Raw genomic sequence first — 23,274 nt, forward strand, 5'->3', positions numbered from 1 at the left:
ATCTCCGTGTCGAGGGCGCGGGTAATCAGGCGGGGGTCAGCCACAGTGTCGCGAGCGGCGGAAGGCGCAGCAGTGCCGACCACGCCTCGCCGTGCGCGGGCACGGCCTCGGCCCACACGGCGCCGTCGTTGCCGGCGTTGGTGCCGCCGTACGGGGCGGCGTCGGTGTTCAGCAGCTCGCGCCACTGCCCGGGGGCGGGCAGGCCGATGCGGTAGGCCGCGCGCGGCACCGGCGTGAAGTTGCAGACGGCGACCACGAGGTGCCCGGCGTCGTCGCGGCGCGCGAACGCGAACACGCTGTTGTCGCGGTCGTCGCCGATCAGCCAGGAGAAGCCGGCCGCGTGGCAGTCGAGCGCATGCAGTGCCGGTTCCGCCGCATAGGTGCGGTTCAGGTCGCGCACGAGCCGCTGCACGCCGCGATGCGCGGGCGCGTCGAGCAGGTCCCAGTGCGGCGTCGCGTCGTGCGCGAACTCGGCCCATTGCGCGAATTCGCTGCCCATGAACAGCAGCTTCTTGCCGGGATGCGCCCACATGAAGCCGAAGTACGCGCGCAGCGTCGCGAGCCGCTGCCATGCGTCGCCCGGCATCTTCGCGACGAGCGAGCCCTTGCCGTGCACGACCTCGTCGTGCGACAGCGGCAGCACGAAGCGCTCGGAGAACGCGTACACGAGCCCGAACGTCATCCGGTCGTGGTGATAGCGGCGGTGCACCGGGTCTTCGCGCAGGTACGCGAGCGTGTCGTGCATCCACCCCATGTTCCACTTGAAGTCGAAGCCGAGGCCGCCGTCGCCGGTCGGCGCAGTGACGCCCGGCCACGCGGTCGATTCCTCCGCGACGGTGACGACACCGGCCGGCGCGGCCGCACCGTGCAGCGTGTCGTTCAGCATGCGCAGGAACGCGACCGATTCGAGGTTCTCGCGGCCGCCGTGCACGTTCGGCACCCATTCGCCTTCCTTGCGCGAGTAGTCGCGGTAGAGCATCGACGCGACCGCGTCGACGCGGATGCCGTCGACGTGATACCGGCGCGCCCACGCGAGCGCCGACGCGGCGAGGAACGCGCCGACTTCCGTACGGCCGACGTTGAACACGCAGGTGTGCCAGTCGGGATGCAGGCCTTCGCGCGGGTCGGCGTGCTCGTACAGCGCCGTGCCGTCGAACTGCGCAAGGCCATGCGGATCGTCGGGGAAATGCGCGGGGACCCAGTCGACGAGCACGCCGATGCCGGCCGCATGCGCGCGGTCGACGAACCGCGCGAAACCGTCGACCGGCCCGAAGCGCGCGGACGGCGCGAACTGCGCGAGCGGCTGGTAGCCCCACGACCCGCCGAACGGGTACTCGGCGATCGGCATGAACTCGACGTGCGTGAAGCCCATCCCCTTCACGTACGGAATCAGCCGCTCGGCGAGTTCGTCCCACGTCGCGCTGCGGTTCATCTCGTCGGGCACGCGTTGCCACGATTCCGCGTGCACCTCGTAGATCGACCACGGCACGCGGTAGCGGTCGGCACGCGGCCGCGCGTGCATCCAGCCGTCGTCGTGCCACGCGAACGCGTCGAGCGCGGCGACGTCGGCGACGACCGACGCCGTGCGCGGCGGCGCCTCGGTCGCGCGCGCGCACGGATCGGCCTTGTGCGGCAGCACGCGCCCGTCGGCCGCGCGCAGTTCGTACTTGTAGCGCTCGCCCGCGCCGATGCCCGGCACGAACAGTTCCCACACGCCCGACGGCTGCCGCAGCCGCATCGGATGGCGGCGGCCGTCCCATGCGTTGAAATCGCCGACCACCGACACGCGCTGCGCGTTCGGCGCCCAGACCGCGAAGCGCACGCCGTCGGTGTCGTCGATGCGCAGGGGCGTCGCGCCGAGGCAGTCGAGCACCGCGGCCGGGTCGCCGGCCGACAGGCGCGCGAGCGTTGCGTCGTCGAGCAGCGTGCCGAACGCGTACGCATCGTCGATCACCTGCCGCGCGTCCGGCCAGTCGACCGCGAGCAGGTAGTGCGGGGCGCCGCCGTTGCGCGCGATCGTGCCCGCGAAGCAGCCGGCGCGATCGACGCAGGCGAGCGTGCCGAGTTCGTCGCCGTCGGGCGACAGCACGTGCACGCCGGTCGCGCCGGGCAGCAGCGCGCGTACGACGGTGCGGCCGGTCTGCCCGTGCGGGCCGAGACACGCGAACGGATCGGGATGACGTCCGGCGAGCAGCGCGTCGATGTCGGATCGTTCGAACAGCGTATCGGTCATCGCGTGCCTCCGTCGTCGGATGCGCCGCCGTCGTCGAGCAGCCGTTCGACCAGCGTCGCGAGCCCGCCGACCGGCACGCCCAGCCAGTCGGGGCGGTTCGCCGCTTCGTAGCACAGCTCGTACGACGCCTTGTCGATCAGGAACAGCGCGAGCAAGCGGTCGGCGTAGCGCGGATCGACGAAGCGCGCGGGCGCGAGGTCGGCGGCCGCGCGATAGCAGTCGACGAAACGGTCGGCGGCAGCCTGCCCGAAGCGGTCGAACAGCGCACGCTTGCGGCCGGCCGCCTGCGGCGGCGCCTTCTCGATCGCGAACTGCGCGGTCGCGCTCACATACGACAGCGAGCGCAGCAGGCCCGCCACGTCGCGCAGCGGATGCGACTTCGCGCGGCGGCGCTCGAGCGGGCGCGCTGGCTCGCCTTCGAAGTCGATCAGCAGCGCGTCGCCCTGCACGTCGAGCACCTGCCCCAGATGGAAATCGCCGTGAATCCGCATGCATTGCGCGTCGAGCGTGCGCGGCACGAGTTCGCCGAGCGCCCGCACGGCCGCGTCGCGCGACGCGAGCAGCGTGTCGGCCGCCGCGCGCATCGCGGGATCGAGCGCTTCGAGCCGCGTGTGCAGCACGTCGAGCGCGCGCTCGAACGACGCGATCGCGTCTGCGCACCAGCCGTCGACATGGCCGGGCGTCGCCCGCTCCGGCGCGAACGCGGGGTCGTCGGACGGCTGCGCGAGCGCGACGTGCAACTGGCCGAGCCGCGTGCCGATGATGCCCGCGAACGCCGCGTAGCCGAGCAGCGCTTCGGGTTCCTCGTCGGCGTCGTCGGTTTCGTCGTTGTCCGCGGCCGGCAGCGCGAGCTCGTCCACCGCGCGGCGCAGGAAGTCGAACGAGCGCGTCCACGCGTCGCCCTGGTTGTCCGCATAACGCTGCAGGATCGCGACCGTATGCGGCGTGCCGTCCGGGTCGACGTGCACGACTTCGCCGGCGAGCGTCGCGGTGTTCGGGTAGCCGATCCGCGTCAGGTAGCGGCTCATTTCCGCTTCCGGATGCACGCCGTGCGCGACCTTGCGCACCAGCTTCAGCACGATCGCGTCGCCGATCACGAGCGAGCTGTTGCTCTGCTCGGCCGCGAGCCAGCGCACTTCGGCGTCGTCGCCGGGGTCGAGCGCGGCGAGCGCGTCCTCCGGCAGGAACACGAGGCGGCCGCCGTCGGAGGTCGGCACCACGGCGCCGTCGCGCAGCTTGCGCAGCATCCCGCGTGCGAACGCCGGCAGCGCGAACGCGTCGGTCAGGTAGCCGATCGTGTGGCCGCGCCGCACGCGCGCGAGCGCGAGCTGCGTGAACAGCGGCTGCGAGGTCTCGCCGCCCCATGCGGCCGCGAGCGGCACGACGTAGCGTTCGACGTCGTGCTGCGCGCCCGATTCGACCCAGGCCTCCGCATACTCGAACGGCTCGCCCGGCACCGGCGTGACGACGTTCAGCCGGGCTTCGCCGATCGTGCGGTCCTTCGACGCGAACCAGCGCCGCCGCGCGAGCCACGACGGCAGCGCATCGTGCGCGAGCGTGTGCAGCTGCTCGAGGTTCGGCCGCGCCTCGCCGCGCCGCATCACGAGCGTCACGTATTCGGGCAGCGCTTCCGCGTGCGGCTGCCGCCACGACGGCTCGCGGCCGTGTTCGGCGAGCACGAACCACAGGAAGCCGTACGGCGGGAAGGTGAGGAGATACGGGAGCTGGCCGATCGGCGGAAACGGGGAATCCGACGTCATCTCGATCGGTACGCGGCCCGCGAACCCGGACAGGTCGAGTTCGACGGCCTGCGACGCGCGCGACAGGTTCGCGACGCACAGCACCGGATCGTGGCCGTCCAGCTCGCGCAGGTACGCGAGCACCTTGCGGTTATCCGGGCGCAGGAAGCGGATCGTGCCGCGCCCGAACGCCTGCGACGCGCGGCGCGTCGCGAGGATGCGGCGCGTCCAGTTCAGCAGCGAATGCGGGTCGCGCGTCTGCGCCTCGACGTTGATCGCGTCATAGCCGTACAGCGAGCCCATCACCGGCGGCAAGACGAGCAGTTCGGGGTCGGCGCGCGAGAAGCCGCCGTTGCGGTCCGACGACCACTGCATCGGCGTGCGCACGCCGTCGCGGTCGCCGAGATGGATGTTGTCGCCCATCCCGAGTTCGTCGCCGTAATAGATCACCGGCGTGCCGGGCATCGACAGCAGCAGCGAGTTGATCAGCTCGATGCGGCGCCGGTCGCGTTCCATCAGCGGCGCGAGCCGGCGCCGGATGCCGAGGTTCAGCCGCGCGCGCCGGTCGCTCGCGTAGGTCTGCCACAGCAGGTCGCGCTCGGAGTCGGTGACCATCTCGAGCGTCAGTTCGTCGTGGTTGCGCAGGAACACGGCCCACTGGTTGCTCGGCGCGAGCGCCGGCGTCTGCCGCATGATGTCGACGATCGGGAAACGGTCCTCGCTCGCGATCGACATGTAGATGCGCGGCATCAGCGGGAAGTGGAACGCCATGTGGCATTCGTTCTCGTCGCCGAAATACTCCTGCACGTCTTCCGGCCACTGGTTGGCCTCGGCGAGCAGCATCCGGTTCGGGTACTCGGCGTCGATCGTCGCGCGGATCTGCTTCAGGATCGCGTGCGTCTCGGGCAGGTTCTCGTTGTTCGTGCCTTCGCGTTCGACCAGATACGGCACCGCGTCGAGCCGCAGCCCGTCGATGCCGAGGTCGAGCCAGAAACGCATCACCTGCAGCACCTCGCGCACGACGGCCGGGTTGTCGAAGTTCAGGTCGGGCTGGTGCGAATAGAAGCGGTGCCAGTAGTACTGGCCGGCGAGCGGGTCGTGGGTCCAGTTCGACGTTTCCGTATCGAGGAAGATGATCCGCGTGCCCGCGTATTTCGTGTCGGTGTCGGACCACACGTAGTAGTCGCGGTGATTCGAGCCCGGTTTCGCGCGGCGCGCGCGCTGAAACCACGGATGCTGGTCCGACGTGTGGTTGATCACCAGCTCGGTGATCACGCGGATGCCGCGCGCATGGGCTTCGCGGATGAAGCGCCGCACGTCGGCGAGCGTGCCGTAGTCGGGATGCACGTCGCGGTAGTCGGAGATGTCGTAGCCGTCGTCGCGGCGCGGCGACGGGTAGAACGGCAGCAGCCAGATCGTGTCGACGCCGAGTTCGGCGATGTAGTCGAGCTTCGCGATCAGGCCGGGGAAATCGCCGATGCCGTCGTTGTTCGAGTCGTAGAACGACTTCACGTGCACCTGGTAGATGATCGCGTCCTTGTACCACAGCGGATCGTCCGCACAGAGGGCCGGCGCGCGGCGGCGCGCGCGGCGCCGGCGCGGCGTGCCGGCCGGCTCGAGCGACGGGAACTGTGCGCGGCGTACGTCGTCGAGGGAATCTTCGCGTTTCATCATCCATGGGCTCCCGGAATGGGCCGGGCGTCGCCCGGTTCGCGCGCCGCCGCCCGCGCGGCGCCTGGAGACGGCGTGAGCCGCCAGATCGCATACGGCCGCACGTGCGGATCGAGCGAGACGTACTGGCGGTGCCCGCGCCAGGTTTCCGCGTGCGTGGCGTCCTGTTCGAGCGCGTCGAGCGGTTCGCCGTCGACGAGCCCGAAACCGCGCCACAGCGATGCGTCGAGCGTGAAGTTCGCGACCTGCGGATGCCACGGGTCGGTGCTGATCGCGACGGCGACCACGCTGTCGAACGCCGGCGTCGCCTTCACGAACACGAGCACCGCGTCGTTGTCCGCGTCGGCGAACGTGATGCCGAGGTGCGTCTGCAGGGCCGGGTGAGCGCGTCGCGCGCGGTTCAGCCGCGCGATCTCGGCGCCGATGTGCGCGGCGCGGCGCCAGTCGCGCGCGCGCAGCTCGTACTTCTCCGCGTCCGCGTATTCCTCGCTGTCCGGCAGCGGCGCCGATTCGCCGAGCTCGAAACCCGAGTACATGCCCCACGATCCGGCCAGCGTCGCCGCGAGCGCCGCGCGGATCACGAACTGCGTGCGCGGCGCGTTCTGCAGGTGGCGCGGGTTGATGTCGGGCGTGTTGACGAAGAAGTTCGGGCGGAAGAACTCGCGCGCGGGGCCGACCGTCAGCTCGGTCAGGTAGTCGATGAATTCGCGCTTCGACTCGCGCCACGTGAAGTACGTGTACGACTGCGAGAAGCCGACTTTCGCGAGGCGATACATCATCCCCGGCCGCGTGAACGCCTCGGACAGGAACACGACGTCCGGATGCCGGCCGCGCACGTCGGCGATCATCCACGCCCAGAACGGCAGCGGCTTCGTGTGCGGGTTGTCGACGCGGAAGATCCGCACGCCCGCGTCGACCCAGAACAGTATTGCGTCGCGCAGCGCGAGCCACAGGTCGGGCAACGCATCGGGCGCGTAGAAATCGGGGTTCACGATGTCCTGGTAGCGCTTCGGCGGATTCTCCGCGAAGCGCAGCGAGCCGTCGGGCCGCCACGCGAACCAGCCCGGATGCGCGGCGAGCCACGGATGGTCGGGCGAGCACTGGATCGCGAAATCGAGCGCGATCTCGAGCCCGTGACCGCGCGCGGCGTCGACCAGCGCGCGGAACGATTCGAGCGTGCCGAGCTGCGGATGCACGGCCGTGTGGCCGCCGTCCGGCGAGCCGATCGCATACGGGCTGCCGACGTCGTCGGGGCCGGCCGTCAGGCTGTTGTTGCGCCCCTTGCGCGCGGTCGTGCCGATCGGGTGGATCGGCGGGAAATACAGCACGTCGAAACCCATGTCGCGGATGCGCGGCAGGTGCGCGATCACGTCGTCGAACGTGCCGTGCCGGTCCGGGTCGTCGCTCGCCGAGCGCGGAAACATCTCGTACCAGCTCGAGAAACGCGCCGCGCGGCGCTCGACGTCGACCGGGAAGGGCGTCGTATGCGTGACGAACGGACGGTAGCGCAGCGCCGCGAACGCATCGGCGAGCGGCGCCGCGCCGAGTTGCGCGAGCCGCGCGTCGGCCGGCGCGTCCTTGAACCCGGCGGCCAGCTGTTCCATCCGCGTGAGCGCGCGCGCATCGAGCGGATCGGCGAGCCTGAGCGCGGTCGCGAGCAGCAGCTGCGCTTCGCGCAGTTCGAGCGTCACGTCCTGGCCGGCCGCGTTTTTCTTCGCGACGTCGTCCACGAGCGACGCCCAGTCGTCGCGCCACGCGATCACGCGAAACTCGTGGCGGCCGAGCCGGTCGAGCGTGACGCGTGCGTGCCAGCCGTCGTTCGGTTCGGCTTCGAACGGGATTTCGCGCCAGTCGTCGTCGCAGGCGGCGCGCCACTGCAGCGCGGCCGCGAGATGCGCGTGTCCGTCGGTGAAGATCGATGCATGGACGACGAGCGTCTCGCCGATCACGCGCTTGACCGCGAAGCGGCCGCCGTCGACCGACGGCTCGACGTGCTCGATCGCGATCCGGTCGGCCGCGAGCGCGGCGGACAACGCGCCGCGCTCGCTCGCGGCGTCGGCGCGTGTCGTGGCGGGCGGTGCCGGCCACGCATGCAGCAGCGCGTAGGCGCCGGGTTCGAGCGTGAACGGTTCCAGCGCGGCCGGCGGGGTGGCTCGCGTACCGTCGTGCGTGACGACGCGCGTGAAGCCGCCCGGCACGCCGGGCAGGATCGTCGCGGGGTCGACCGTTGCCGCCGCGTCGAGATCGGGATTCAGGGCGATCAGCAGCGCGGCTTCATCGTGTTCGAGCGACGGCCCGATGCCGCGCAGCAGCGTGGTCGCCGCCGCGCCGGGCGCGCTCAGCTGCACGATTTCGCCGCGCGCGGCCGCGACGGGCGTGGCGCGGCGCCACGCGTTCGCATCGGCGATCGCGCCCGACAGGTCGAAGCGCGCGCGCTCGAACGCGGCGCGGTAGCGCGCCGCATCGGCGTCGCGCGCCATCAGCGGCACCGTGACGCCGCGTTCGAAGCCCATCGGCACGAGCCAGCCGGTGCCGACGGCCGCGGCCGTCCACAGCGCGCGGCGATAGGCGCGGGCGACGGTGTCGTCCGGCGCGTCGGGCCAGTCGTCGGCGAGGCGCGCGCCGTCGAACGCGTCGGGAAACGCGATCGGCGAGCCGATGCGCCGCAGCAGCCGGTGTTCGTCGACGAACCACGGTGCGCGCAGGTCCCACCAGCGTACCGATGAAAACACCGCGTCGAACCCGGTGCCCTCGAGCTGTGCGAGCGCGTCCCGCGCATGGCCGGGCACGCCCGCGAGCACCGCGACGTCCGGGCGCGCCCGGCGCAGCGCCGCGCGCCAGCCGGGCCACCAGTCGGCCGGCAGATGATGCGGCGCGTCGACCAGGAAGCCGGCGGCACCCGCATCGGCGAATGCGCAGAGGTGCGCGCACCACCAGGCTGCCAGCGCGTCGCGCACCGCGTCGCTCCCGAGGTTCGCGTGGGCGAGGTCCAGCGCGTGCGCGGTGCCGCGCGGATCGATCAGCGCGTCGTCGTGCGTGCGCTCGACGTACCAGTCCGGATGTTCGGCGCGCAGCGGGTTGTCGCGCGCGATGCGGTCGGGCACGACTTCGAGCAGCAGGCGCAGCCCGTGGCCCTGGGCGAGCTGGGCGAGTCGCGAGAAGGTTTCGAGTGCGCTCGCACGTGTCGCGAACGATTGGGCCGGACGCCGGAAATCGGCCACGTGACGCGGAAAGCCGGCGACGCTCGCGGCCCAGAAGCCGCCGACCAGCACGTGATCGAAGCCCATGCCCGCGATGTGCGCGAATGTCTGCGGCCATGCGTCGAGCGGCCCGACGAGGCGGGCGTCGCAGAAATAGAGGTGCGGGGCGAAGGTCGGCGTGGAGTCCATGGCGTGGCGCGGAGCGGATGGCGGCAGTCGATAACGCCGGTGTGCCGCAACGCGCGTGCCCGCCGGGCGGTGTCCCGCCGGGCAACGCGTGTGCAGGAAGCCGGCCGGTGCCGGGACTGTCGTTTTTACATGAACGCCGGGTACATGCATGCACTTACATGCGCGGTATCGAGCGGATATCCGTGCTGTCGCCGGTGCCGCGATCGTCGTCCGCGTCGGGCAGCGGCACGCCGGGGGCGTAGCGCACCACGGCGCCGTGTTCGATCCGGTGCGCGAACGGCGGCGGCGGGTCGATCTCGTCGCCGAAGCGCGCACGCACGAACGCGCGCAGCAGCGCCACGCGTGCATCGCGGGCGTGCGCGCCGCAGGTCGACGGGCCGTCGGCGAAGGTGGCGTCGCATTCGACGTCGTCGCCGTGGCGGGTGATCCGCAGACCGTCGACGCGGTCGAGCACCGCGCCGGCGTCGGCCCACGATGTCGATGGCGTGAACGGGGCATCCAGGTGCCGGAACGCGTCGCAGGCGGCCGTCACGACGACGGTCGGCGTCACGGCGGTGAAGCGCAGCGTGTCTTCGTCGTCCGCGCAGAGCGCGCGGGCGCACCAGTAGTCGAGTGCCTGTCCGTCGAGGGCGTCGGTTCGCATGGGTGAGCTCCGTCCGGTCGAAACCGGCTCACCGCGCAAGCGACGTGCCCGTCGCGGGCGTCGCACGTATGCGGGCGATCAGTGGATAGATAGTGGTCGAATGCGTGCCGCGACGCACGGCCGCGTCGACCAGCAGCTCGCCCGGATGGATCCGGATCCGGGGCAGCGAGAACACCGGGCACAGGGTCGGGAACGTGCGGGGCGCTGTCGGCCGTCGGCCGTCGCGTCGGCGCGTGTCGCGTGATCCCGAACGATCATTGCGCGTCGACGTCCCGGTCGCCGTCGATATGCTGCAGCAGCGCGTCGCAGCGTGCGCGCAGCGCCTGCAGTTCCGGCGAATCCGCGTCGAGCCGCACGCGTTCGCCGCTGGCCGGATCGCCGTGCGCGACCGCGATGTCGTAGATGCCTTGCGCGATCGTCGTCGACGCGTCCGCGATCTTGATCCGCTCGAGCCATCCGCATTCGGCGCGATGGCTCGCGAGCCATGCGCGCTGCGCGCCCACGAGCTGGCGGGTCGGGAGCCATGCGCCTGACCGCATGCGCGCGGCGAGCTGGCACGACACGAGATGGGAGAGCAGGTCGGTGCGGGTCACGCGAAGCTCCTTGACGCGGTATCGGGTTGACAGGTCCGTACGCAGGCGATGCTTTGCAGCGTTTCGCAGATGGCGGCAAATTCCGGTCCGCTGGTGCGCGAGAACGAAACCGAAATGTCGTCGGTGCCGGGATCGTCGTCCGACTGCTGGACGATGAACCGCTTCACGCGCACCCGGCCGGGGCCGAGCGCTTCGTGCAGCGTGCCGAGCGTCAGGCCGCCGCGTTCGGCCACGAGCCGCAGCGTGCGTTGCTGGCGCTGCGCGATGAAGCGGCGCTCGAGCGGTTTCACGCCCGCGAGGATCGCGAGCACGATCGCCGTCGCGCCGATCGACGCCATGTACATGCCGCCGCCCGTGGCAAGGCCGACACCGGCCACGGCCCACAGGCTCGCGGCGGTCGTCAGCCCGCGCACGACTTCGCCGCGCAGCAGGATCGAGCCCGCGCCGAGAAAGCCGATGCCCGACACCACCTGCGCGGCGACCCGCGACGGGTCGAGCACGACGCCGTTTTGCCCGCGCACGTCTTCGAAGCCGAACGTCGACACCAGCATCACGAGCGCAGAGCCTACGCACACGAGCATGTGCGTGCGCAGCCCGGCGGCCCAGTTCAGGCGTTCGCGTTCGAGCCCTATCACGCTGCCGAGCAGCGCGGCCAGCAGCAGGCGTCCGAGAAGTTCGAGGTGGCCGATCATGATGGGAAATCCTTGCGGCCCGCGCGAGGCGGCCCGGAGCGGTCAAGACTGTCGATACGGTCGATACGGTCGATACGCAACGGGACGCAAGCCGCGTGCCGGCCGGGCACGGCGCGTGCGCACAAGGTTCGCGGCGCGCGCGGCGGTCATGCGGCGCGCATTTTTTGCATCGGAATCGCAGATAAGGACAGGAGGCCACCATGCAACATCAACAGGACGCACAGGTTCGCGACCCGTATCGCGGCCACGAAATCCTCGTCTGGGCCCGGCGCGACGAACGCGGCGCTTGGCGCGACGAGGTTCAGATATATGTCGGCGGCGCACGCGTCGAGCTGATCGTGCCGGAGCCGGCCGGCCCCGAGTGGCTGACCGAGGTCGAGGCGCTGCGCGCGGGCGTCGAACGGGGTCGGTACCTGATCGACAAGCGGGTGGATGACGATTGACCGGCTTGGCGGTTGCGGTGACGGGTGATCATCGTTGCATGCGAGGCCCGCGTGGAAGGAACCGGTGAGCGATCCGCGCGCGCCCTTTATGTTTACCGCTACGACCCCGATCGAGACGTGCGGTCGTCCTTGCAGCGCTGCTGGATCGACGCGAGTCCTGACGATCGCATGCTGCTCGTCATGAAAATGACGCGATCAGTCGTTGCAGCAAAGGTATTCGCGCCGTCCACCCGTCCATCCTGGAAGGCGGCATGGCGACGAAGCGCAACGGAGACGACTTCGATTGGTCGTAGTAGAAAATATTGTCGTCGCCGTACTCTAGTTCCCGAGGGGCCGCATCGTTAATCGTGCGCACCGCGAAATACCGCTCCGCCAGCACATCCCCTGCCGGCCCTATCACTTGGAGCCGAATTTCGTCGCCGTCGCCAAACGAGCGACGTGCCCCACATAGCTCGATTCTGTATTTCTCGCCACCGAACTCTTTCGTTCCTCCGTTAAGAGCCCGAGTATAGCTTTCGCAACCCTCGTATGATTTCCGCAATGTAAGAGACGGAATCGCCAGCGCCAAAACGAGCGCGATCACGATTAAATTTTTTCTGGTGACCTGCATATTTCACCCAGGCTTAATTTAATGGGATTTGTCAATTTAAGATATCGTAATTCTGAATATATCACAAAATCCTCTCCGCGATTATGCTTGATTCGCCAGTCGTTGTAGGTTTTGTTGAAAACAGGATAGTACACATCACACGACCTGAATTTCTTGACTAGACCTTTTCGCGTGTCGATCGGTTTATCCAGGAAATCATCGATCAGATACTTCCATTTGATCTTCGACTCAACCTCGATGGAGTTGCCAAGATTCGAATTGACGCCGCCTCGATACAGAAGCTCCCTGATTCTTCCTCCGTTCGTAATAACCATGCCATTCTTATTCCAGTGTCCCAGGTACTGGCTACTCGATGGCGACTTCTCGTCATTGAAGGAATAGCTGTCTTTTATGTACGCATAGATATGTGTTATGGATGCGGTCAAGTCGATGCAGTAGGATTTGATTTTTTCATGATTATCGTATTTGTAATATCTGTCTCCGGAAAACTCCGCACGCCCAATGGCGGCATAGATGTTGAAGTTCGCCAGAGCAGCCGTCAAATCTGTCGGTGCATACGGGAGACCTCCTGTGGTGTCGAAGCTGGACACGTTAACGAGCTGAAATTGCCATTTTCTGCAAAATTCGACGAGATTACCTTTGTCACCGACCGTCTGAAAATCGAAAGCTACCGAAGACGCGAATTTTTCTTTCACCACATGCCGCAGCATATCTCTCAACCTTGCTCTGGCATTTTCATTGTAGATATTTTTCGAGATAAGCTCGTCATACCGCTTTTTGACTTTCCCAAACTTGAGGGCCCAGTCAAGGGTGACGGTGGCATTGTCAAACGGCTGGTCCGTTTTGAAGCTGTTGTCCCAAACGTGCTTGGGGCCACTGAACCATCGTCTGGCGAGCCTGGCCGCAACAGGCCACTTCATTCGTTTCATCGCCTCAGGAACATCCAGCAGGTCGAAGGGAGGGGGATGCTCGCAATCTTCGGCGTCGGCTGGCTCGGACGACTTGCGAGGCGATGCTTGCGTGGGTGGAGGCATCGTTGCTGGATCAGGCGCTTTCAGCGCCTCGGGTTTTGCTGGTTCGGACTCGGGAGGCTTGAGGGGCTTGGGTTCACCCGGAGCAAGCTTGTCCATGCAAACCCCGTGCGGTGTATTCAAGGGAACACACCCGTTGACGCCAGCGTATTCCTTCCACTTCGGCAATGAGAATGGGATCGATGATGTCTTGATTTCATAATGCGGCACTTTCTATACGTCCGGCATAGAGCTTCTGATAGTGATCTTTGAAATGGACGGGGAAAGAATTAATCCATACCCCAAAAAATCGAGCGGCAAAAAATGAAAACAACTGTCACATCATCCTGCGTACTAGACCGGCGTAAAGAAACGGACAGCCCTCGCAGGAGACGAACGGCAGCGCATTCCTGCTGCCTCAGCGTTTCCGCTTTGACTTGCTGATAGATGCAGGCGGCTCCTGTCAGCGTGTCGGCAACGCGTATTCGTTCATCGAAACTCGTCTAGTCTACCGGGATGCGGAATCGCGGCCACTGATGTCAGGGGAAGTGATCTTGTAATAGATCGGCGAATTAAATAATCGCGTCTACTCGCGAATCGCTAATTATGTTTCTCGCATGCGTGAAATTCACGGTTTCGCAGATATTCGCGTGTGGCCATTATTTGTTGGCAAAAACGCGCTGGCGTCGCTCGCAGTGAGCGTTGATCCTGACGTTGTACGCATCACGCTCTTTGTGCCTACCGCGAAGCCCGACGTGAATGCCGGACAATTGTGCGCAATTGCTGCACCGCCCGTCGTGTAGCCCCGTTGTCAGCGCCGACAGGCCGGCCGACGCCTACGGCCGCGCGGCGATCTCGTCGAGATGCCACAGCAGATCGGCCGGATCGTCGTACACGCGCAGCGCGCCTGCGCGTTCCAGCTCGTCGCTGCCGTAACCGCCCGACAGCAGCCCGACGCCGAGCGAGCGGCAGCGGCTTGCGGCGAGCATGTCCCAGATGCTGTCGCCGACCACGACGGTGTGCTCGATCGGCACGTTCAGCTGCGCGGCGGCCGTCAGGAACAGGTCGGGGTCGGGCTTCGCGTACTTGACCTGGTCGCGCGTGACCACGACGTGCTTCGCCGGATCGACGCCGAGCGCCTCGAGATTGATGGCGGCCGTTTCCATTCGTCCGCTGGTCGCGATCGCCCAGCGGATGCCCGCGGCCGACAGCGCGGCCAGCAATTCGCGCGCGCCGGGCAGCGGCCGGACCTGCGCGCGCAGCCGCTGGTACGCGGCCGCGTGCAGGCGGGCAAGGCGCTCGACGCGTTCGGCGTCGAGGTTGCCCGACGTCTCCCGCAGCAGCTGATTCAGGAACAGGCCGCCGCTCATGCCGATCTTGCGGTGGATGCGCCACACCGACAGTTCGATGCCTTCGGCATCGAGCGCCTCCTTCCACGCGAGCACGTGCTGATAGACACTGTCGACGAGCGTGCCGTCGAGATCGAACAGAAATGACGTTTCAATGCGCATGTGAATCTCCTGGCTCGCCGGAGGCGAGCGAACAAGGGGCGAGCGAACGGGGCGCGAAAGCGTGCCGCACATTATCGGCGCAAGGCCGTGTCATGACCATGTCCCGCGGCCACGCCGCGCCGCGCCGTGTCAGGCGCCGCTGGTACAATCGCGGCGATACGCCAGGCCGCGATTTCCGCGCCGCACGCGCCCCAACCCTCGTCGATCCCAGGTATGGCAACACCGGACGCCTTCAGTTCCGAGCACTCATGGTGGGGCGTACTGGCCCTGGCCCTGACCGCCTTCATCTTCAATACCACCGAATTCGTACCGGTTGCGCTGCTCGGCTCGATCGGCGACAGCCTTCACATGCAGCCCACCGACGTCGGGCTGATGCTGACGATTTACGCATGGACCGTCGCCGTCGTGTCGTTGCCGCTGACGCTGCTCACGCGTCACGTCGAGCGGCGCAAGCTGCTGTCCTGCGCGTTGCTGGTGTTCATCGGCAGCCACGTCGTCACCGGCGTTGCGTGGAATTTCACGGTGCTGATGATCGGCCGGCTCGGCATCGCCTGCGCGCACGCGGTGTTCTGGTCGATTTCCGTTCCGCTGGCCGTGCGGATCGCGCCGCCCGACCGGAAAAGCCGCGCGCTCGGCATGCTCGCAATGGGCACGTCGATCGCGATGGTCGCCGGCATTCCGCTCGGACGCGTGATCGGTGAGACATTCGGCTGGCGTGTCACGTTCCTGATCGTCGCGGGCGCGGCGGGTATTGCGTTGCTGCTGCTGCGCGCGACGTTGCCTGCGCTGCCGAGCCAGGGCGCGGGGTCGCTCAGCAGCGTCGGCGTGTTCCTGCGCAAACCGGCGCTGGTCGCGTTGTACGCGATTACGGTGCTGGTCGTGTCCGCGCATTTCACGTCGTACACGTACATCGAGCCGTTCGTTCAAAGCGTCAATCACGCGAGCAGCAGCCGGATTACGTACGTGCTGATCCTGTTCGGTGTCGCCGGGATGCCGGCCGCAATCTGCTTCAACCGCATGTTCCCGCACCGGCCGGACGACTTTCTGCTGGCTTCGATCGTCGCGCTCTCGGGATGCCTGCTGATCCTGTTCCCGTGCGCGCTGAACATCGTGACGCTGTCCGTACATACGCTGGTATGGGGCGGCGCGATCGTCTGTTTCGGCCTGGCGATGCAGGCGTGGGTGCTGAAACTGGCACCGGAGGGGACCGATCTTGCGGTGTCGATCTTCTCCGGGCTGTACAACGTCGGGATCGGCGCGGGCGCGCTTCTCGGCAACCATATCGCCGGCGATTTCGGGCTGCCGTGGATCGGCACCTTCGGCGGCGTGGTCGGTGCGTGCGCGGTCGGGATCGCGTGGCTCGCGCTACGGCTTCACGCGAAGCGGGAGGAGGCAGCCGCGGCGCCGTGAAGCCGCGCCACGGATCGCGCCTGGCATCTCACGCCACCGAATAGCCCCCGTCGGCCACGAGCGCATGCCCCGACACATAGCTGGAATCGTCCGATGCGAGGAACGCGACGATCGTCGCCATCTCCTCGGCCGAGCCCCACCGTCCTGCCGGCGTCGATGCGGCAAATGCCTGTTGCGCATCGTCCGACGGCCAGATGCCGCGGTGATGGAACGGCGTTTCGATCAGCCCCGGGCACAGCGCATTGACGCGCACGCCGTGCTTGAACCACTCGATCGACGCCGTCTTCGTCATCCCGATCACCGCGTGCTTGCTCGCGATATAGACCGACGCATTCTCGAATCCGATCAGCCCGCCCATCGACGCATTGTTGATGATGCTGCCGGACCCCTGGCGCAGCATGATCTCGGCCGCGTACTTCATCGAGTTGAAGACGCCGCGCACGTTCGGCTCGAACACCTTGTCGAAACGCTCGGCATTCTGCTCGAGCAGCGGCGCGAATACGCCTTCCGTGCCGGCATTGTTGAACGCGATGTCGAGGCGATCGTAGGTCGCTACCGTGAAATCGAAGAGCTTGCGCAGATCGTCTTCGTTCGCGACGTCGGCGGCAAATGCGCGGGCGTCGCCGCCGGCCGTCACGATCTCGTCGACCAGTCGATCGAGTTCGGCCTTGCGCCGGGCGCTGACGACGACCTTCGCGCCGCGTCGCGCGAGTTCGATCGCCGACGCACGGCCGATGCCGGAACTGGCGCCCGTCACCACGGCGACGCGGTTTGCGAGTGGGGCGGTTTGCGTGCTTGCGTTCATGATGTGTTGCTCCTGAGGGGTTGATCATCCACGTCAATGCGACGTCTGGTGCTCATTGTGGTCGCTCGGTTGCCGCAATAAAATGGAACAATCTCGCATTCAGAATTCCTGATTTCGGAATTAAACGCGTCGCTCAGGGAACGTCAGAAGGGTTCGCCATGCTCAATCGACTCGATCTCCTCAAGATTTTTGCCGCGGCGGCCGCGGCACCCACGTTCCGCGAGGCGGCGGCGCGTCTCGGCGTGTCGCCGCAGGTCGTGACGCGCGCGGTGCGCGAACTGGAGGAGATGCTCGGCGAAACGCTGTTTCACCGGACGACCCGCAGCATCCGGATCACCGCGTTCGGGCAGTCGTTCGCGCGCGACGCGAAGGCGGCGCTGTCTACCGTCGACGGGCTGTTCGGGCCGGCGGCCGGGCAGGCCGACGAACCCGCCGGTATCGTCAGGGTCACGGCGCCGTCAGGCATGGGGCGTCGTTACGTCCAGCCGATCCTGATCGACCTGATGCAGCGGTATCCGGACCTCGTGCCCGACCTGCGGCTGTCGGATGCGCCGTCGCCGGTGGTCGACGAGCAGATCGACATCGGCGTGCGTGTCGGCGCAATCGGCGACAACCGCTTCGTCGCACGCATGGTCGGGCCGTTGCCGATGTGGGTCGTGGGGGCACCGTCGCTGATCATGCGGATGGGCGAGCCGAAAAGCCGCAAGGAACTCGCGGCGATGCCGGTGACCTGCCTGATCGACCGCGCGAACGGACGGCCGTGGCCATGGGTGTTTCGCGGCGAGCAGCAATTCGTTCCGTCATCGCCGGCCTATCTGACGGACGACACCGAAGTGGAGATCGAGGCCGTGTGCGCGGGGATCGGGTTCGGTCAGTGCTCGGAGTACCTGGTCAGGCCGCACGTCCAGAAGGGGCGCCTGGTGCGCCTGTTGCCGAGCATCGAACCCGAGCCGTGGAAACTGCACGTGTATCGGCCGCGGCGCGGCCCGATGCCGCGGCGTATCCGGGTGGTGTACGACGAACTGGTGGCGAAGCTCGCGCACGCAACGTCGCGCGCGTAGGCGATGCGTCCGCGTGGTCCGGCAGCCCGCCCGCTCATGGCGGGGGCAACACGCCTGTCCGGTTTCGCGTCAAACCGGCAACAACGATCCGAATTGTTTCCGTCCAGTCGATCGAGTTTCCAAAGATTGGGTTTTTGCGGTCATTTGCTTAAACCATTGGCGACAAGGCGACGGGCAACGGGAAAACCGCCATCTCCCAATATGTGGCCGCGTGCCGCAAAGATTGAAACGGGGAAACGAACGTCATTAATCTGCGTACGCGCACAAGGCTGATCGACGTGCGTCGTTCACAACAATCGGGAGACGAAGATGCAGCGCACAAATCATTTAGGAATATTGATGATATGCCTTGCGGCGGCAGCGATCGGCCTGTCCGCATGCGGAGGCGACGATGTCGGTTCGTCGCCGGGAACGAGCACGTCGGCGACGGGAACGGGAGCGACCTCGACGACGGGCGGCAGCACGACCACGACGGACACGTCGCCGACTGCACTGCAGCAGATCGCGGTGAATCCGCCGCCGATGGGCTGGTCGTCATGGAACAGCCTCGAAGAAAACGTCAGCTTCGATACGATCAAGGCGCAGGCGGACGGGCTGGCTGCGCTGAATGCGAACCTCGCGACGGGCAACAAGTACCAGTACGTGAATATCGACGAAGGCTGGTGGACGTCGAGAAAGCGCGACGCGAACGGCAATTTCATCCTCAACGTCGACATGAACGGCAATCCCACCAACCAGTGGCCGGGCGGGATGAAGGCGATGGCCGACTACATTCACGGCAAGGGATTGAAGGCCGGCATCTATATCGATTCCGGGCCGCAGGGCTGCGGCAACACGAACGGCACGCATTTCGTCGGCAGCGATTATGCGCACTACGATCACGATTTCCTGCAGTTCGCGCAATGGGGCTATGACTTCGTCAAGGTCGACTGGTGCGGCGGCCGTGCGGCCGGATACGATCCGCAGCAAGCCTATACGGCGATCTCGCAGGCGATCCAGAAAGCCTATGTCGCCACCGGCAAGCGGCTGGTGCTGAACATGTGCGACTGGGGCACGCTCGGCCAAAGCGGCTATCCCGACTACAACCTCGGGCCGTGGGACTGGGGCGCGGGCATCGCGACGTCATGGCGCACGACGGGCGACATCTACGGGCCGGGGAGCGGCGTGCCGAAGTTCGGCTCGGTGCTCGGCAACTTCAACGGCAACTATCACCCCGAAGGCCAGCACACCGGTTATTACAACGACCCGGACATGATGGTGGCCGGCATGGGCATGACGGCGGCGAACGATCTTGCGCACGTGAACCTGTGGGCCATCGCCGGCGCGCCGATGATACTCGGCAACGACCTGTCGAAGTCGCTGTCGAGCGAGACGGTGAGCCTGCTGACCAATCCCGAGCTGATCGCGATCGACCAGGACATGCTGGGCCTGCAGGGCTTGAAGGTCGCCGACGCCAACGGGCAGCAGGTGTGGGCGAAGCTGCTGGCCGGCGCAGGCAAACGCGCGGTTCTGCTGTTCAACAACGGTACGGCGGCAAGCGACATGACGGTCACGTGGCAGCAACTGGGTTTCGCCGCCGGCACCTCGGCCGTCGTCCGCGACGTCTGGGCGCACAAGGATCTCGGTGCGGCCACGGGTTCCTATACGGTCGCGAGTGTGCCGGCCGGCGGCACGGTGATGCTCGTGCTGAGCGGCACGGACCTGCCGTCGACCACCTACCTGCCGGGCACCCTGTCGGGCGGCGCGACCGTTGCGGACTGCGCGGCGTGTGCAAGCGGCAGGAAGGTGACGGGGCTGGGTGCGGTGACGTTCAATGACGTGAGCTCGCAAACGGCGGGCGGTTATGTGCAGATTGCGTACCTGAACACCGGGACGGAAACCGTCGAGGCACGGCTCGGTGCGAACGGCGGCAACGGCACGACACTCGCGTTTCCGCCCACGGGCAAGGCCGTCGGCACGGTGACGGTCTTCGTCAACCTGCAGTCCGGGCAGAACACGTTGACGTTGTCGAGCCTCGGTGGCACGACGGCGGCCCCCGACGTTACGTCGATCGCCGTGGTGGCCGGCCCCGTGAAGGTTCCGCCGCCGCCGCCGCTGGCCTACGAGGCCGAGGCGGCCGGCAACACGCTCGGCGGTGCGGCACGCGTGTCGTCATGCGGCGCGTGCTCGGGCGGGCAGGACGTCGGCTATGTCGGCAATGGTGACGGGACCAGCAACGGCACGCTGACGATCAACGGCATCTCGGTGGCGGCGGACGGCACCTATAGCGTCGCGATCGCCTACGTGAACGGCGATTCGGCGCCGCGCAGCGCGCAGCTCAGCTTCGACGGCGCGGCCCCCGTGTCCGTGTCGTTCCCGTCGACAGGCGGATGGGGGAACGTGTCGACGCTGACGGTAACGGGCGCGTTCCGGCAGGGCAGCGCCAACACGCTGAAGTTTGCCAATCCGACGGGCTGGGCACCCGATATCGACGGCATCGGCGCGCCGGCCAAGCAATGACGGGCGCGTGGCGCGGCTTCCCGGTCGAGGGCGGTCGCGCCATGCATCGACGGGCACGTTGCAAGCCGACATATTGCGGCATCATCATGGTGCCGGCGCACCCGCACGCGGTGCCCGACATTCGACTGGAGACCCTGCATGCCGATTACCCGGATTGAAACCCGCGACGCGATGGGCGAACCCGATGTGGTCTATCTCAACCCGGCGCACGTGCTGTGGATGTCGCTGCCGACCGCCGCGCACCGGCGGCCGGGCGGCACGGCCATTCGCGTGGACGACCGCGTGAAGGGCGGCTCGTTGCTGATGGCCGACAATCCGCCGGCTGCGCAGCTGTTGCAGGATCTCGGCCCGTTCGTGACGGTGACGCTGGCAAACCCGTCGTCCGACTATCCGAACGGAGTCGTGCATATCCGCGCGCATGCGATCGTCAAGATCGCGACGGACGACCACGACAAGCCGCTGGCCGCTCGCACGTTCGGCTGGGTCCATGTTCAGGATGGCTCGGCTTTCAAGGTCGACGATTACATCGGCGTGGCCGCGTTATGGCAGGCGACGGTCGCGGCCGCATCATGAACCTTTCCGTCTCCGAGATCACGCCGGAGGAACTTCGGCTGTTCGGCGACATCGTCGCCCGCCTGGAAGAACTGGGGCCGGTCGTCGACGTGAGGACGGTCGTGTTGCCCGAGATCACCCGGCTGATGCGCGCGGATTTCGCCGCGTCGTTCGAGTGCGACGCGCAAACCGGGCTCTGGCGCAACGGATTCTCGTACAACCTCGACCCGTCGCAGATCGCGCGGTACGAAGCGTGGTTCCAGCATATCGACCCGGTTACGTCGCAACTGTGCGCGCGCCGCGTGGCGACCTGCGTCGACGAGGTGATGAGTCGCCGCGAGCTGGAACGCACCGCGTTCTACGGCGACTTCCTGAGCCGCGAGGGCATGCATCACGGGATCAACGTCTATGCATTCGATGGCGCGACGCACGTCGGCGACCTGCGCATCTGGCGTGCACAGGGCCGGCCCGACTTCACCGAGCGCGACAAGCTGCTGCTGAACGGCATCGAGCCGTTTTTCCGGCGTGCGCTGCTGAGGCGGCGTCATGCGTGTACCGGGCTGACCGAACGCGAGAGCGACGTCGCGCGGCTCGTCGCCGCCGGCTACACCGACAAGGACGTCGCGCGCACGCTCGGCATCGGACTGGCGACGGTCCGCACGCATCTGCGGCGCGTGATGGCGAAGAAGGGCGTCGCCAACCGCGCGAGCCTGGCCGCCGCGCTGGCGTGACCGGCGGCGCGGCCGTCGGCCGGGGTCATCCATTGTGATGATGGGCGTCAAAATCGGCACGCCCTACCTTGTGGCGATCCCCCGTGACGAGGAACGACGACGATGCCCACCCTGGGAACCCTGACGCTCACCGAAGCCCGGAACGCGATCCTGCGCCGGGAGTTTTCCTGTGTCGAGTACGCATACGCGCTGATCGAGCGGCACGCACGCTGGCGCTACCTGAACGGTTTCACGTGCGTCGACGATGCGCGGCTGCTCGCCGAAGCGGCCCGCTGCGACCGCGACCTCGCGACGTCGGCCACCCCGCACGCGCTGCTGGGCCTGCCGATCGCGATCAAGGACAACATCGACACCGCCTGCCTGCCGACCGGCAACGGCACGCTGGCGCTGCATAACCGCGTGCCGCCGCAGCACGCGCCGGTGGTGGCGCGGCTGCTCGCGCACGGGGCGCTGATCGCGGGCAAGGCCAACCTGCACGAGCTGGCATTCGGCGTGTCGGGCAACAACCGCGTCACCGGCGCGGTACGCAACCCGTACGATTTCAACCGGATTCCGGGCGGCAGCAGCAGCGGCTCGGGCGCGCTGGTCGGCGCGGGCGTGGTGCCCGCCGCGCTCGGCACGGACACCGGCGGCTCGGTCCGGATTCCGGCCGCGTTGTGCGGTGCCGTCGGCCTGCGGCCGACCGTGGGGCGCTACCCGTCGGGCGGCGTGGCGCCGATTTCGCGCACGCGCGACACCGTCGGCCCGATCGCGCGGTCGGTCGAGGACATCGCGCTGCTCGACGCGATTCTCGCCGGCGCCGCCGCGCCGCTGTCGCCCCCTGTGCGCAGCGTGACGCGCCCCGTGCGTCTCGCGATTCCGCGCACGACGTTCTGGCGCGGCCTCGCGCCGGACGTCGACGCGGTCGCGAATGCCGCGGTGGCGAAGCTGGAGCAGGCGGGATTCGAGTGTGTCGACCTCGACCTGAACGACTATCCGGGGTTCTTCGACGACGAGCCGGCCGTCATCGCGATGTACGAATTCCGTTCGTCGATGCACGCGTACCTGGTCGAGAACGGCTACGACCTGACGGTCGACGACATCGTCGCGAACGTGGGGAGCCCGGACGTCGCGAAGATCGCCCGCCATGTCACCGGCCCCGACGGGATCGGCGAAGCGGCCTACCGCACCGCGCTCGACCGGCGGACGCGTTCGCGTGCCGCGTATCGGCAGTGCCTCGCAGACAGCGGTGCCGACGCACTGGTCTTTCCGACGACGATCGCCACCGCGTGCCCGATCCCGGCGGGCGACACGATGATGCTCAACGGCGAAACCGCTTCGGTGTTCTCGACCTACATCCGCAATACCGAGCCGGGCAGCAATGCCGGCGTGCCGGGCATGACCGTCCCGGCCGGCCTGACGGCGGACGGGCTGCCGGTCGGCCTCGCACTCGACGGCGCGGCCGGCACCGATCGCGAACTCATCGCGGTCGCGCTGGAGGTCGAGCGGGTGCTCGGGCGACTGCCGGCGCCGGACGACGGGTTCGGGGTTGGGGGCAGGTTGGGCGGTTATCCGGGCTGACGCCGCGCCGCCACGTCGCCACGTCGCCATGTTGCTGCGCTGCGGACGTGGACGCGGACGTGGACGTGGCGGCGGCTGAATCGTCGAAGCCGGCGGCGCTCGCCGCGAAGCATGGCCGGCAT

Annotated in this window: 17 protein-coding genes and 1 pseudogene; 7 read left to right on the plus strand and 11 right to left on the minus strand. The window is 67.6% G+C overall.

The annotated features are described in order from the left end of the window. Positions 1–25: 25 nt before the first annotated feature. The 7 genes and pseudogenes from glgB to FOZ70_RS33910 all read right to left on the minus strand — a co-directional run bounded on the left by glgB (position 26) and on the right by FOZ70_RS33910 (position 10,960). The gene (gene glgB / locus FOZ70_RS33885; RefSeq protein WP_219707645.1) at positions 26–2,233 is read right to left on the minus strand and encodes a 1,4-alpha-glucan branching protein GlgB; all 2,208 of its coding nucleotides are present in this window, start codon (positions 2,231–2,233) and stop codon (positions 26–28) included. Further along, entirely contained in the window at positions 2,230–5,643 is a 3,414-nt protein-coding gene (gene treS / locus FOZ70_RS33890) for a maltose alpha-D-glucosyltransferase (RefSeq protein WP_219707674.1), read from the minus strand. Before treS ends, glgB begins: the two co-directional genes overlap by 4 nt. Further along, entirely contained in the window at positions 5,643–9,032 is a 3,390-nt protein-coding gene (locus FOZ70_RS33895; protein WP_219707646.1) for a maltotransferase domain-containing protein, read from the minus strand. The genes treS and FOZ70_RS33895 overlap by 1 nt, the downstream gene beginning before the upstream one ends. A gap of 154 nt (positions 9,033–9,186) precedes the next feature. Then, positions 9,187–9,675, minus strand: a complete 489-nt coding sequence (locus FOZ70_RS33900; protein ID WP_219707647.1) for a phage protein NinX family protein — start codon at positions 9,673–9,675, stop codon at positions 9,187–9,189. After that, positions 9,579–9,892 (minus strand): annotated as a pseudogene (locus FOZ70_RS38555) (endonuclease); the annotation flags it as partial. The gene FOZ70_RS33900 and the pseudogene FOZ70_RS38555, both read right to left, overlap by 97 nt. Positions 9,893–9,929: 37 nt before the next feature. Then, positions 9,930–10,268 (minus strand): hypothetical protein, encoded by a 339-nt coding sequence (locus FOZ70_RS33905; protein ID WP_060147878.1) that lies wholly within the window; start codon positions 10,266–10,268, stop codon positions 9,930–9,932. Continuing rightward, positions 10,265–10,960, minus strand: coding sequence for an MgtC/SapB family protein (locus FOZ70_RS33910; RefSeq protein WP_059492710.1), 696 nt, complete (start codon positions 10,958–10,960; stop codon positions 10,265–10,267). The genes FOZ70_RS33905 and FOZ70_RS33910 overlap by 4 nt, the downstream gene beginning before the upstream one ends. Before the next feature lie 200 nt (positions 10,961–11,160). Here FOZ70_RS33910 and FOZ70_RS33915 point away from each other — a divergent pair, with 200 nt between their 5' ends. After that, positions 11,161–11,403 carry a DUF6566 family protein gene (locus FOZ70_RS33915; RefSeq protein ID WP_021161537.1) on the plus strand — a complete coding sequence of 81 codons (243 nt, stop codon included), beginning with the start codon at positions 11,161–11,163 and terminating at the stop codon, positions 11,401–11,403. A gap of 178 nt (positions 11,404–11,581) precedes the next feature. On the opposite strand, the gene FOZ70_RS33920 is transcribed toward FOZ70_RS33915, so the two are convergent. The 3 genes from FOZ70_RS33920 to FOZ70_RS33930 form a co-directional block, all read right to left on the minus strand. Continuing rightward, positions 11,582–11,986: a hypothetical protein gene (locus FOZ70_RS33920; protein WP_060156544.1), complete on the minus strand. Its 405-nt coding sequence runs from the start codon at positions 11,984–11,986 to the stop codon at positions 11,582–11,584. A gap of 2 nt (positions 11,987–11,988) precedes the next feature. Next, a complete protein-coding gene (locus FOZ70_RS33925) occupies positions 11,989–13,143 on the minus strand; it encodes a DUF6402 family protein (protein ID WP_219707648.1) in 1,155 nt (384 codons plus the stop codon). A 716-nt stretch (positions 13,144–13,859) separates the two neighbouring features. Then, on the minus strand, positions 13,860–14,534 hold the full coding sequence (locus tag FOZ70_RS33930; protein WP_021161534.1) for an HAD family hydrolase: 675 nt from the start codon (positions 14,532–14,534) through the stop codon (positions 13,860–13,862). Between the two features lie 213 nt (positions 14,535–14,747). Between FOZ70_RS33930 and FOZ70_RS33935 the strand changes: the two genes are divergently transcribed. Then, a complete protein-coding gene (locus FOZ70_RS33935) occupies positions 14,748–15,944 on the plus strand; it encodes a sugar transporter (RefSeq protein WP_059707795.1) in 1,197 nt (398 codons plus the stop codon). A gap of 28 nt (positions 15,945–15,972) precedes the next feature. Here FOZ70_RS33935 and FOZ70_RS33940 read toward each other — a convergent pair whose 3' ends face one another. Beyond that, entirely contained in the window at positions 15,973–16,749 is a 777-nt protein-coding gene (locus FOZ70_RS33940; protein ID WP_021161532.1) for a glucose 1-dehydrogenase, read from the minus strand. Positions 16,750–16,907: 158 nt separating this feature from the next. Between FOZ70_RS33940 and FOZ70_RS33945 the strand changes: the two genes are divergently transcribed. The 5 genes from FOZ70_RS33945 (at position 16,908) to iaaH (ending at position 23,152) form a co-directional block, all read left to right on the plus strand. Next, on the plus strand, positions 16,908–17,810 hold the full coding sequence (locus FOZ70_RS33945; RefSeq protein WP_219707675.1) for a LysR family transcriptional regulator: 903 nt from the start codon (positions 16,908–16,910) through the stop codon (positions 17,808–17,810). Positions 17,811–18,149: 339 nt separating this feature from the next. Beyond that, a complete protein-coding gene (locus FOZ70_RS33950) occupies positions 18,150–20,309 on the plus strand; it encodes an alpha-galactosidase (RefSeq protein WP_224051830.1) in 2,160 nt (719 codons plus the stop codon). A gap of 138 nt (positions 20,310–20,447) precedes the next feature. Further along, positions 20,448–20,882, plus strand: coding sequence for a hypothetical protein (locus tag FOZ70_RS33955; protein WP_219707649.1), 435 nt, complete (start codon positions 20,448–20,450; stop codon positions 20,880–20,882). Next, complete coding sequence (locus FOZ70_RS33960; protein WP_059620497.1) at positions 20,879–21,592, plus strand: helix-turn-helix transcriptional regulator; 714 nt, start codon at positions 20,879–20,881, stop codon at positions 21,590–21,592. The genes FOZ70_RS33955 and FOZ70_RS33960 overlap by 4 nt, the downstream gene beginning before the upstream one ends. A 102-nt stretch (positions 21,593–21,694) precedes the next feature. Beyond that, entirely contained in the window at positions 21,695–23,152 is a 1,458-nt protein-coding gene (iaaH, locus tag FOZ70_RS33965) for an indoleacetamide hydrolase (RefSeq protein ID WP_124475580.1), read from the plus strand. The last annotated feature ends 122 nt before the right edge of the window (positions 23,153–23,274 follow it).

The organism is Burkholderia sp. COPS (genome assembly GCF_019425585.1).
Classification (GTDB): Bacteria; Pseudomonadota; Gammaproteobacteria; order Burkholderiales; family Burkholderiaceae; genus Burkholderia; species Burkholderia cepacia.